This window comes from Pseudoalteromonas sp. SR41-4 (assembly GCF_014163985.1).
In the GTDB taxonomy this organism is placed as follows: Bacteria; Pseudomonadota; Gammaproteobacteria; order Enterobacterales; family Alteromonadaceae; genus Pseudoalteromonas; species Pseudoalteromonas rhizosphaerae.
Window position 1 is genome coordinate 36,315 of sequence record NZ_JACJEI010000035.1, and the last position, 12,000, is coordinate 48,314.

The window sequence follows — 12,000 nt, forward strand, 5'->3', positions numbered from 1 at the left end:
TCAAATATAAAGAGCATCGTTAATGCATATTTCAAGAGTAACATTAAGAAACTACCGAAATTTCAGAAATTCAAACTTTGTTTTGAAAGAAGGCGTTAACACTATAGTAGGTGAGAACGGGTCAGGTAAGACTAACGTGTTTAGGGCAATTAGATTGCTTCTTGACGATAACCTTAGAAGATCTGCTATGAGACTAGAAGAAACAGATTTTTTTAGAGGGCTAAATGATTGGAGAGGGCACTGGATCATAGTAAGCCTTGAATTCTCAAACTTATCGGCTGACGAAGCAATTCAGTCTCTATTCTTTCATGGGGCAGCGGGGATTAGCACCGATGAAAGTACCACTGCGACATACAATTTAGTCTATAGGCCAAAGCCAAATATTAGAAAACTACTTTCAGATTTAACTCATGGTGATCAAGCTGGTTTGCAGGTTATTTTAGATACAATAACCATAGACGACTATGAAACTCGGATTACAGGCAGGAGTACAGCAGACTTCTCAAATGATGAGGAGTACAAAGCTATAGTCGGTGATTTTGAGAATGCTATTTTCCCAAGGGAAGTTAGTAATCATCAAATTGGTACTAAGTTAGGCAGTTATTTTAGCATTTATGACGATATTTCATTTACATACATTAAAGCCCTTCGAGACGTTGTTTCTGACTTTCATAACAACAGGACAAACCCATTACTTCAGTTGTTAAAAGCTAAAAGTGGTGATATCAATCATCAAGAGTTTGAATCAATTGTAGCTACAGTAAAAAAGCTAAATGGTGATATAGAATCTCTAAGTGACGTATCTCAAGTTAGAGGCGATATTCACAGTACATTAGTTTCTGCTGCTGGACATACATATTCACCTAAAGGTATGTCAATTGAGTCAGGTCTTTCAGATAAAGCTGAAGAAATTTTTCAATCTCTGTCTTTACGTGTTGGTGAAGACGATAGTCTGTACGAAGGATCTATTCATGAAATAAGTCTTGGTGGTGCAAATCTTATTTTCTTGGCTCTTAAATTATTGTCATTCAAGTACCAACAGCGAAGAGAGACCTTCGCAAACATTCTTCTTATAGAAGAACCTGAAGCTCACATACATACACATATTCAGCGTACATTATTCCAAAACCTCGATTACCAAGATACCCAGATCATCTACTCCACGCATTCAACGCACATTTCAGATGTCAGTAATGTTGAGAGTATGAACATCATTGGCAAAACTGATAGTGGCTATAAGGCGTTCCAGCCAGCTACAGGCCTAGATCCAAAAGAAGTTAGAGCCATTCAGCGATACCTTGACGCTAAACGTAGTAACCTTCTGTTTTCTAAGAGTTGTATTCTGGTAGAAGGTGATGCTGAAGAAATACTTATTCCGATCATGATTAAAAAGATACTAGGAATAAGTGTTGATGAGATTGGCTTGAGTGTTATTAACATTGGAAGTACAGGATTTAATAACGTAGCAAAGCTATTTGATGATTCTCGCATTAACAAAAAGTGCTCTATTGTCACCGATTTAGATGCCACCTTCTTTGACGTTACTGAAGGCTCTAATGATAGTGAAAACCTAAAGGCAATGAAGAAAAAAGCAGTTGGGTCTGCTAAGTCGAGTGCGGCTAGAAAGGCTAAATTGGATGAGGACTATCTTAACAATTCATGGGTTGGTTGCTTTTATGCTGAGCATACATTTGAAGTTGATTTCGTAAAATCGGGAAATCAACAATCCGTAATCAATGTACTTAATGATGTGTATAAGAGATCGTCTCAAATTAAAGACGCCACCTCAGATCTTAGTTCGGGAGAAATTCATTTATTTGGTGTTAGAGTTTTAAAAATAGCGAATAAAGAAGGTAAAGGTTGGTTTGCAATTCAATTAGGGGATACTTTGACTCCTGATTGTGCTTTTCCTAGTTACATAGCAAAGGCAATTTCTTTTGCACATGGAAAATTCGAATCACATATTCTAAGTAAAATTTTTCATTATCGAATTCAACACTCCCATGCTAATAATGTAAGACCTAATCCACCATCACCAACTGGCACACCATTTATTGACCTCGCTATCCAACAATTTGATGAGGGTACTCTCCCGTTCAATATCTTACTCGATAGCTTTAAAGCTGCGTATCCATTAGATAGGGCGATTTCAGCTATTGAGACATTTAGATATGATTGATTACGTTAAAGAGCTTAATGATGAACAAAGAAGTGCCATAGACCATGATGGAAATGTGTACCTTGTAGCTTGCCCTGGAAGTGGTAAGACAAGGACATTAGTCTATAAGCTAGCAAAAGAGCTTGAAGCTTCCTCTTCATCAAAGAAAAAGATAGCTGCAATAACGTACACAAATGTAGCTGCCGACGAAATTAAAGAAAGAATCGTGGATTTAGGTGTAGATACTTCTGCTTTGTGGATTGGGACTATTCATTCTTTTTGTCTCGACTGGATTTTGCGGCCATTCTCCCAATATATCAAACAGTTAGAGCATGGGTTTACTGTCGTAGATAACCATACTAGTGAAGAGATCATCACCTCTTTATGTGCGAAATATTCAAACCCTCAAATAAGCTATTTTGATTGTGGTTATTTTTTAGATACTCAAGGCGTTAAGCTTAGTTGTGGACAAGGTAAGGTTGGTAGTGTTCTTTCAGTAATAACCCAATACCATATCATTTTGAGTAAAAATAAGCAGATAGATTTTGAACAGATACTTCATTATGCATATGTACTTATCACTCGATACCCCGATATTTCCAAATCCTTAAGCGGGATTTTTAAACATATTTTGTTAGATGAATTTCAAGATACTAAAGAGTTACAATATCAAATAATTTCATCCATTATTCGTGCGGGAGAAGGTCATAGTAATATCTTTATTGTTGGAGATCCAAACCAATCTATCTTTGGTTCTCTAGGTGGTTATGCGATTACAATAGATGATCTTAGAAGACTAACTGAACAAAAAATTGAGCAATTTGAACTCGAAAAGAACTATAGAAGCTCAACCCGAATAGTAGAGTACTGTAAAAACTTCCGTGTATACGAATCAAATATGGTGTCTGATTCCAAGTACAAAGATCATGCAGGGATTATTAGCTACAGTACAAGTATTCATAAAGACCATCTTGTGGAAGAGATATCTAGATTAATAAGGCATCACATCGAGGCCTTAGAAGTATCCCCAAATGAGATTTGTGTTGTTGCTCCTTGGTGGATTCACCTTGCGAGTTTAACAAGGGGGCTCGTTAATCGTTTACCTGAGTACTCTTTTGATGGTCCCGGACTTACGCCCATTTATAGAGATCGAGAGAATTTTTGGTATCGATTATCTAGACTTTTATTGACGACTCCATCACCTAACATTTATTTCAAAAGACTGTTTTGGGCTAGAGATCTTCTTCAAGCAATGTCAGAACTAGACTTATGTGAGCACTCCTTAAGAGATAAAGATCTACTTAGAATCGTGAATTCAATTGATTTAAATGAACAGGATGGTCTTCAATATTTGTGCCATGCGTTTGAGGTATTTTCATTAAAAGTCGGGTTCTCGATAAATGATACTCCTTCCCTTCAAGAACAGCTTGATGCATTTGTAACTAGCTCGACACGAAGGATTGAGAGAATTCGAAGCGAAGGTATTGATTATGCTGGTTCAATTAAAGACTTTAGAAAAGCATTTATACCTAAAAGTGGTGTTAAAATTTCATCAATCCATGGGGTTAAAGGAGAGGAGTATGAAACGGTTATTACTTTTGGCTTACTTGATGGGATGGTGCCACATTTTACTGATACCGATAAAAGTAATACAGCGAAAAAGCTGCTCTATGTTATAGCATCAAGAGCAAAGAGGCACCTTCATCTTATTGCGGAAACAGGAAGAAGAAACTCACCAACACCTTCTTTACATAATCTAAATTATTTAACTTACGATCAGGTTTAAGATTGTTGTTGAAGCATCCATAAAAATATATCTCGGAATGAAAAGGACGTAGAGTCACATTGTGGTGGCAAAGTGAGTTTGGCCGTTGATTTGTAGTTGAACGCACTATTGGCATAGAAAAAGTTATCTGAAAGCTTTCAGCATTACACAAATTCGTAACTCGGAATTGTCCAAAAACGAGTTGACCCGACAGTCCGGTTATCGCTCAAAGCCGACCTTTAGAGTAACTGCTTTAACTCGTTTTGGGGCAGAAATGAGTTAAACCGGAAAGACAGCTTCACGCCCTGAGGCATTCAACAAGTTTTTTCTACCACTAAAAGAGGAGAACCTTTCTCTTTTAGTGCTTTTAAATATTTTGATTCATCATAAGCTTTTCCTGTTTTCCAGCACCTAAATAAGATCCTTACCCATTTATAGGCCAACGCTCTTATTGCCATCACGGTTCCTTAAGAACACTTAATACACATTGGTAATACTGACTTAAAACAGGTGCTAACCAATAAGAAAATAGTAGTGATTTAAATTCGTGCGGAATATAACACAATGCTCAGAATAACCCTCTATAAGTAGTGTGTAAGAAAATATAATTAATGATTAAGCATGAATAAATAAAATCTTAAACGTTTCACTTACCTGACAAATGAAGCCCCACAGAGTGGGGTTCGCAGGCACAGTGCAATTAATAGCTTAAGTGAACTGTACGCGCGTATGGCTTTAAGTGGCTATTTGCTTTTGAAACAGAGCTTACTTTTATTTGCGATTGTAAAACCCCGCGCTCGAGTAAATAGTTTTCTATGAATGTAGCGCGTGACATTCCAAGCTTGAAATTGTAATTAAAGGACCCCGAATCATCACCGGCGCCTTGCAATAAAACAAAATGACTAGGATTAGCGGTTAAGTGGGCAATGTGTGGCGCGAGTTGTTTAGCCATAGTCTTAACATTGATTGGTTCCGCAGCATCGAATTCGAATTCGACAAAATGAAAGGTGGGTTTATAAGGTTTGGTTGCTACTTTAACCACACTTTTTTGTTCTTCAACGACAATCGTGTTTGAACAGGCTGAGGCTAATAGAGCCAAAGATATAATAGAAAGACTTTTAAACATGTTCAGGTGTCCTATAAGTTAATTTCAACAGTAACGGGTGGGTAACACAGGCCTGCTTCAGCACAACCGCGATAAGAAACACTAAACGTAGTCTGTTTAAGGGCTGATTTAGCGAAGTGTGCTGCAGCATGCGTTTTAACAATCATAGTGGTTCCGAAATATTCATCATGGGTTGAAACGGGCGTACTGGTAAATTGAAGTGCGTCTTTAGAGATTTCATTTACTTTAATGGTGTCTTGATAAAGATAATAACCAGGAGCAACATCCCACGTAAGTTCTACATCAGTATCGGTTAGGTCATACGAGAGAATGAACGCTTGTTCATGGTGTAAGAAGGTTGGTTTGTCAGTGGGTAAAGCCGTATCTATATTGAGGTTGCCGCTGGTGGCCAATGCCATAATCGATGCGGAGATAATAGAGATGAGCATGTAGACTCCAATGAGTGTTTGATTAGTGTATAGGTGCATAGTAAAGGGAATAGCAAAGAAGCTAAAAAATTAGAGATACCAAAAAGGGGTGTTGTAAAAATTAAAGTCGTTGAGTTTGAGTAGTAAACTAGCTTTATAAATTAAGGGAATGAAATTGAATTAAGCCATGTATATGACTACAACATACATATTAATTAAAGACATGATTAAACAGCTTAACCCTTCGGGTAGCTGTTTTATTGATATATCTTTACTCTTCCTGCTGCGCCGCTTGTACCGTACTCCTAATAAAGATGAAAAAGTAATAATAAATAAAAAGGAAATAAGACAGGCTATCAGGGTAAAACAAGCTAAATATTATACAAAAATGTGTCAGAGCGCGTATTAGGTGGTATATAATATGTGCATGTTGTAGTCATTATTGGGCAGTAAGAGGCATTATGGATCAACTAATCAAAACAACACGGGGCGATTTTAAATTTCAATACAATGAAGTGCTTAATGCTGTCAATGCTTTAACCTGCGCACTTAAAGAAAATACCGACTCAATTGGTGCAGATATATTCGTCCTGCCTACCATTACTGAAGACATAGCCAAAAGTCGAAGCTTGGTACAGTCTCGCATTCGTTTGAAATTCAATGATGAACATCAACAAGCTCTTTTAGATGCGCCGTTTGATGTTATTCACCAAACCGGTAATGAAGCAATTCAAAAGACGATTTCGCACATCAGTAAATTTCGCGCACAAAATAATGAATCAACCCGCTATTCAATTAAATTACCGGGCCTCGTCAATGTTCAATGCGACTTTACGTATATGCAAAGGTTGGCCACCTTATTTGATAACCTCAATGCAGAAAAGGTTAAACTCAAAGATGTTATTCATCGCTTGGCTAAATCAGTTGATCAACGATTTGAGATTGTGCACGACGCTGAACCAGGGCTCATATTTCCAATGGCAACACGAACACACCCAGTCTTTATTCAAAAGGATATTTTGAGTGCTCGCTTTTCATGGGAACATAAGTCACAAATTAAAACACTGAGTAAGCAGCAGGTCATTGAGAAAATAGACCGCTCTTTGGCGTATGCACCTAACCATGGCAATAATTCGGATTCACAAGCAGGCTTTGCGCTTCATATTCAAAAAGAGCGTAAGCTTATCAGTCATTTTTCAAGTAACGCGCTATTTAACATAATTAGAAAAGCGCCAGCGACACCGATTTTGAAATTGCGCTTCAACGAACCAAAAAACCCGAATAATAACGGTACCGAAATGACCCTCAGAAAAGATTTACACGCGCATTCGCCTGTTTTCTTAATTAACTGTGTTGATACGTTTAAGTTTAAACCATTGGGGGATTATGCTGGTAGAAAAGAGGTGGTTAGCAAAGTAGAGCCATTAATACCGCGTCTACATATTTACTTGAAAGAAAAAAATAAGCAGTAAAGCAATTGAGCTTTACTGCTATTACAAATATGTTTACTCCAGTCCATAAAAATCTTTCCATGTTGTGAACTGAGTATAATAATAATCAGGCGCACTCGGTAACTCTGCTGGTCTATGGCCTTGCCTTGAAAGCCAGCGCCAATCATAAGCGTTTTTTAAACCATGTTCTATACGGACGCTTTTTGCCAAGGCTTTTGCTTCATCCCATTCTAAAAAACGGGACGCTTTAGGCGCAAGAAACAAATCCCAGCCTTCAAAATCCTCGTAATAAGCCTGTGGAGAGCTAGGGAACGAACCCGGTAATTTATCTTCCTTCACAACCTTTTTCCACTGGCGTATCGAGGTTACGTTGTATTTTCGCACCAATTGCTTTAGATCTTCATAAGAAATTACATCACGTTCATCTGTGTTTATTTCTTCGGGCTGTTCTTCAGCCTGTATTTCTTCACTTAGTCTTTGACCGAGTTTAAGAAACTCTTTAAAGTTGCTGATCTCTTTAAAATACATCATTGGATTAGAGGGAATATCTGCTGGACGACCTTGCAATCCATTAAACTGCCCGTTACACAACTTTTGGAAATCTGTTGCAGAACGAATACCCATCTGAAAAAGCTTTACTGCAGCTTCCTCTAACCCTAGTTTAGATATTGAGTTTGTAGATGGCATCATTTGTATACCTTAAATTATATTAATTTACGTCTAGTCATGCATTTTCGCAATTTTTTTTATGCACTCAAACTTAATAATAAGCGATTTAACGGATAAAATCTAACAAGCACTGTAATGTTTTTTCATGCAATCAAATTAACCCACTGAAAACTAATAATAGTTCTCATTACATTGAACCATCAAATCTTAAATTTTTTGAATCCAAAAATTAAAGATTAAGTTTAGAATTGGACTTATAGAACTTCTCTCTTAGATCAACCAAAGCTATCTTAAAGAAAAAATAACTCTTAGCCGAAACTTACAGAGCCTATTTTACCCATGTGTAAAATTTCAATACTCAAATACCCCGCTTTATAATATTGAAAATTTATGGAGTAATTATGAATAGAACTTATTATTTATTTTCAATATCACCACCTTTTAGAGCTTTCCTTATCATTTTAATGAGTATCGGCATATTGTGGCCATTAATGATGCTTCATTACTTTACTGGTTATCAAAGCACCCCCCCTAATGACCTTGCTATACCTACTTTTCTTTCGGTGATTGTGTTGCTAGTGCGAATAAAGCTATCTAATACATCATTATCACTGACAATTTTAGGTCTAACATTCCATCATATTGACGCGTTTATTGTCACAACCAGGCAAGAGGGTAAGTTGCATCGTATCTTTATAAAGAACAAAGAAAATGCCCCCCTAAAATCTACATTCTTTTTACTTTATCAAATTCCTGTTGAGCTGGTGGAATACATTAATGAATAATGTAAATTACTATTCTCAGTCAATCGTGGGCTTACAGTCAGGTAAAGTGCTTGCGTGTGAATTATTAATACGTCGCCAAATGACTATCGTTCAGAATAGCAAACCATTTTCATCAGATTTCTTTATTGATAACTTGGTAGAATTAACAAATTTGAAAATAACTGCCGTAAAAAAAATAGCTGAACAGCGTAATGTATGGGTTTTCATTAATTTTTCTCGTTGTGAGATTGCTAACATTTCTTTTAATCTTTGCAGTAACCGGCTATCAAAGTTATTAGCTCACACACAAATAGTCATAGAAGTTACTGAGTGTGAAGCCAAACACAATGAAGTTATATTTGAAAAGAATTTAGCTAATTTGAAAAAGCATGGTTTTCAAATTGCTATTGATGATTACGGGGTAGGGTTATCTAATATTGAATCGTTAAATTCTATTAACCCAGATTTTGTAAAATTGGATATATCGTTAATACAAAAGGCGACAAAATCAAAAGCTAACGCGATTAAATTCTATCGCTTAGTCGATTTAATTAGAAACAGGGGCCATAAAGTAGTTATTGAAGGGATTGAAACAAAGGAGCAGTTATTGATTGCAAAGAAAACTAGGGCTGAACTTGCTCAAGGTTACTTATATCATTATCCCGAAAGAATAGAGTAGATCAGTATTTTACTAACATGTTATTTGAATTCAAATACATACCGGTTTAGCCTGTTAAACGTACATTAAACAGGCTAAACTTCTTCAAATAGGTATTTTTATAAGCAAACCAGATCATAAATTTACCAACGAACCTTGTTATCTTCCTTGTAACTAATGACAACTATTTTTCTTAGCTCGTTAACAGGATCATTCATTATTCTCGTTAATTCTTGTGAACCATAGTATTTCCTTGGATATATAATTACAATTTCGCCATCCTTGTAGTCCGAAGCATATGCATACCATTTTTTCTTATATGAAAGATCTAATTGGTTAAATATGGGCTCATCTATGCAGGTATCACTAGAAACTTTGTTAGTTGAACTTGTATTTTGAAAGAAGAATGCATTTACAAGTGACATACAGCTCTTTGAGAGCTTTTCATAAAAGTTACTCCCATACTTAATAACCAACCCTTTTTCGTCAACATCAATCGATATAGGCTCCAATGAATTAAAATACGGGGTGATGTACTTATTTAAAACATAACTTTCATAATCATTCTGTAATAATGATTTCACCCGCATTGAGTCTTCGTAACTATTTCGCATATACAAAACGTTATAAACCGTATCCAGCATACCCATATCACTACTCGCAGTGGTAAAATCATATTCTGAGTTCACCTTCAAAACTTTATCTAAGTTTTCATATGCTTTACGTAACTGTTTTTTTAAAGTGTCATTCTTCAGTAAGCTACCAAATACATGTTCACTTATATCTGTATTTTGAGTGACTTCTAACTTACTTGTTAAAGTCCCAGCTTCGTTATCCCAATATTCGTTTAATATCGTAATATTTAACGCGGCTGCTGATAAAGCGGTTACTTCTCTGCTGTATTCACCAGTCGAGTTTATTTTTTCACTGCCGGAAATCAATACTGGTAAATTCTTGGCCGAATACCAGCGAGCTTCCAGCTTTACCTTTTCTCTAACCTGATGTTCAGTAAGGCCGATAGTTGAAACACTTACTTCAATTTGCTTTGCTGGTGCATTGAAATGAATTAACCCCAGTAGAGCAACTGCAAACGTATATTTATTCATAATCAAAGCCTATCTGTATAATTTTTACCATAATAACAATTTTGAAAATTCGCGCGACCGTTCAGAAAAAAAGCCCTTTCGGGCTTTTTTTATTTCTGTTTCACATAGTCAATACCGGATATATCACCATAGTCCTGTAATTTTGAACTAAACCCATCATTGAAAAATGCATTACCATCGGAATTAACGTATACATTACCAATTGGATCATCTGCAGAACCTAACGAGCCCACGCGGGTATATTTTTCACCTGAGTCTGTTTCAAACTCTTTAGGACCAACTTCATTATCAGTTAGAAATTGCATAGCATCTATTGGTAATTCCTCTACATCTGATTCAGAAGTTATTGCTGCTTTAGATGAGCTTTGTGCATCAACACCTTGAAGTGTTGTTTCTATTTTTTCGCTAATAGGTGCATTGTTTTTACTATCATTTACACCATGACTACCAGTGTCCACGCCACCTGCATTTTCACTCATCATTGAATGTGGTGCAGGATGCGCATCAAAACTAGTTTCTTTTTGTGTATCTGTACCGCTAACTGCGTCACTTTCATCTAACATTTCAGATTGTTGCTCTGCATTGCCAATAACTTCATTGTTTGTCGCTGGTGGCTCTGCGGTTACATCGCTAGTCATAGACTGAGTACCTGGCCCTACGTTAGCGTTATTAGCGCTATCTACTTGTGGCTTACTTTCATTACTGCTTTGCAGAACTTCATTTCTTTCACCATTTGATGCTAATTCCTTTTTTTGTACATCATTAACTTGTTGGGGGGCGTCAGCTTGAGCAGTTGAAGCCGTAGCCGCCGTATTCAGCGGCGTATTGCCTGTACCAACACCAGTAGCTTTCACATTTTGTGCATTATCAGCTTTTGGCTTTGGTGCATCAGTCACTTGTTGAGTAGCGTTAGCTTGCGCAGTTGAAGCTGTAGCCGCCGTATTCAACGGTGCATTGCCTGTACCAACATCGGTAGCTTTCACGTTTTGGCTATTATCAGCTTGATCTGCATTTAGTGAGCTTTCACTGCCAGCCTGAGCACTATCTGCCTTTGGTTGAGTAGGTTCATTCACTTGTTGAGTAGCGTCAGCTTGAGCCGTTGAAGCTGTAGCCGCCGTATTCAACGGTGTATTGCCTGTATTAACCTCGGCATCATTCACGTTTTGAGCGTTATCAGCTTGAACATCATTTAATGAGTTATCAATGTCAGCCTGAGCATTATCTGCTTTTGGCTGAGTAGGTTCATTCACTTGCTGAGTAGCATTGGCTTCAGCTGTTGAAGCAGCACCCGTATTCAGCGGGGCATTGCCTGTACCAACATCGGTAGCTTTCACGTTTTGGCTATTATCAGCTTGTTCACCATTTAGTGAGCTTTCACTGCCAGCCTGAGTATTGTCAGCTTTTGGTTGAGTAGGCTCAGTCACTTGCTGAGTAGCATTGGCTTGAGCTGTTGAAGCAGCACCCGTATTCAGCAGGGTATTGCCTGTACCAACATCGGTAGCTTTCACGTTTTGGCTATTATCAGCTTGTTCTGCATTTAGTGAGCTTTCACTGCCAGCCTGAGCACTATCTGCCTTTGGTTGAGTAGGCTCAGTCACTTGCTGAGTCGCGTTAGCTTGAGCCGTTGAAGCCGTAGCCGCCGTATTCAGCGGGGCATTGCCTGTACCAACATCGGTAGCTTTCACGTTTTGGCTATTATCAGCTTGATCTGCATTTAGTGAGCTTTCACTGCCAGCCTGAGCACTATCTGCCTTTGGTTGAGTAGGCTCAGTCACTTGTTGAGTAGCGTCAGCTTGAGCCGTTGAAGCTGTAGCCGCCGTATTCAACGGTGTATTGCCTGTATTAACCTCGGCATCATTCACGTTTTGAGCGTTATCAGCTTGAACATCATTTAAT

10 protein-coding genes and 1 pseudogene are annotated in these 12,000 nt (G+C 37.5%); 5 read left to right on the forward strand and 6 right to left on the reverse strand.

The features are described 5' to 3' along the window. Window positions 1-22: 22 nt before the first annotated feature. Entirely contained in the window at window positions 23-2,179 is a 2,157-nt protein-coding gene (locus H5180_RS20275) for an ATP-dependent endonuclease (RefSeq protein WP_182758967.1), read from the forward strand. Beyond that, on the forward strand, window positions 2,172-3,944 hold the full coding sequence (locus H5180_RS20280) for a UvrD-helicase domain-containing protein (RefSeq protein WP_182758968.1): 1,773 nt from the start codon (window positions 2,172-2,174) through the stop codon (window positions 3,942-3,944). Before H5180_RS20275 ends, H5180_RS20280 begins: the two co-directional genes overlap by 8 nt. A gap of 293 nt (window positions 3,945-4,237) precedes the next feature. On the opposite strand, the pseudogene H5180_RS20285 reads toward H5180_RS20280, so the two are convergent. The 3 genes and pseudogenes from H5180_RS20285 to H5180_RS20295 all read right to left on the reverse strand — a co-directional run. After that, window positions 4,238-4,378, reverse strand: a pseudogene (locus H5180_RS20285) (IS110 family transposase); the annotation flags it as partial. Window positions 4,379-4,623: 245 nt separating this feature from the next. Then, window positions 4,624-5,049: an OmpA family protein gene (locus tag H5180_RS20290; RefSeq protein ID WP_182758969.1), complete on the reverse strand. Its 426-nt coding sequence runs from the start codon at window positions 5,047-5,049 to the stop codon at window positions 4,624-4,626. Between the two features lie 11 nt (window positions 5,050-5,060). Next, window positions 5,061-5,477 (reverse strand): protein-disulfide reductase DsbD domain-containing protein, encoded by a 417-nt coding sequence (locus H5180_RS20295; RefSeq protein WP_182758970.1) that lies wholly within the window; start codon window positions 5,475-5,477, stop codon window positions 5,061-5,063. Window positions 5,478-5,917: 440 nt separating this feature from the next. Between H5180_RS20295 and H5180_RS20300 the strand changes: the two genes are divergently transcribed. Continuing rightward, entirely contained in the window at window positions 5,918-6,928 is a 1,011-nt protein-coding gene (locus H5180_RS20300; RefSeq protein WP_182758971.1) for a DNA replication terminus site-binding protein, read from the forward strand. Between the two features lie 33 nt (window positions 6,929-6,961). Here H5180_RS20300 and H5180_RS20305 read toward each other — a convergent pair whose 3' ends face one another. Then, window positions 6,962-7,597 carry a hypothetical protein gene (locus H5180_RS20305; RefSeq protein WP_182758972.1) on the reverse strand — a complete coding sequence of 212 codons (636 nt, stop codon included), beginning with the start codon at window positions 7,595-7,597 and terminating at the stop codon, window positions 6,962-6,964. A gap of 380 nt (window positions 7,598-7,977) precedes the next feature. Between H5180_RS20305 and H5180_RS20310 the strand changes: the two genes are divergently transcribed. Together H5180_RS20310 and H5180_RS20315 are read left to right on the forward strand one after the other, a co-directional pair. Then, a complete protein-coding gene (locus tag H5180_RS20310) occupies window positions 7,978-8,361 on the forward strand; it encodes a hypothetical protein (protein ID WP_182758973.1) in 384 nt (127 codons plus the stop codon). Further along, window positions 8,354-9,019: an EAL domain-containing protein gene (locus H5180_RS20315; protein WP_182758974.1), complete on the forward strand. Its 666-nt coding sequence runs from the start codon at window positions 8,354-8,356 to the stop codon at window positions 9,017-9,019. The genes H5180_RS20310 and H5180_RS20315 overlap by 8 nt, the downstream gene beginning before the upstream one ends. Window positions 9,020-9,141: 122 nt before the next feature. On the opposite strand, the gene H5180_RS20320 is transcribed toward H5180_RS20315, so the two are convergent. Beyond that, entirely contained in the window at window positions 9,142-10,104 is a 963-nt protein-coding gene (locus tag H5180_RS20320) for a hypothetical protein (protein ID WP_182758975.1), read from the reverse strand. A gap of 89 nt (window positions 10,105-10,193) precedes the next feature. Further along, on the reverse strand, window positions 10,194-12,000 hold a 1,807-nt coding region (locus tag H5180_RS20325; RefSeq protein ID WP_182758976.1), incomplete at its 5' end, for a hypothetical protein.

Coding starts and splice junctions, on each gene's coding strand:
- H5180_RS20310 (WP_182758973.1), top strand. CDS start 7,978: ATGAATAGAACTTATTATTTATTTTCAATATCACCACCTTTTAGAGCT.
- H5180_RS20275 (WP_182758967.1), top strand. CDS start 23: ATGCATATTTCAAGAGTAACATTAAGAAACTACCGAAATTTCAGAAAT.
- H5180_RS20320 (WP_182758975.1), bottom strand. CDS start 10,104: ATGAATAAATATACGTTTGCAGTTGCTCTACTGGGGTTAATTCATTTC.
- H5180_RS20295 (WP_182758970.1), bottom strand. CDS start 5,477: ATGCTCATCTCTATTATCTCCGCATCGATTATGGCATTGGCCACCAGC.
- H5180_RS20300 (WP_182758971.1), top strand. CDS start 5,918: ATGGATCAACTAATCAAAACAACACGGGGCGATTTTAAATTTCAATAC.
- H5180_RS20305 (WP_182758972.1), bottom strand. CDS start 7,597: ATGATGCCATCTACAAACTCAATATCTAAACTAGGGTTAGAGGAAGCT.
- H5180_RS20290 (WP_182758969.1), bottom strand. CDS start 5,049: ATGTTTAAAAGTCTTTCTATTATATCTTTGGCTCTATTAGCCTCAGCC.
- H5180_RS20280 (WP_182758968.1), top strand. CDS start 2,172: ATGATTGATTACGTTAAAGAGCTTAATGATGAACAAAGAAGTGCCATA.
- H5180_RS20315 (WP_182758974.1), top strand. CDS start 8,354: ATGAATAATGTAAATTACTATTCTCAGTCAATCGTGGGCTTACAGTCA.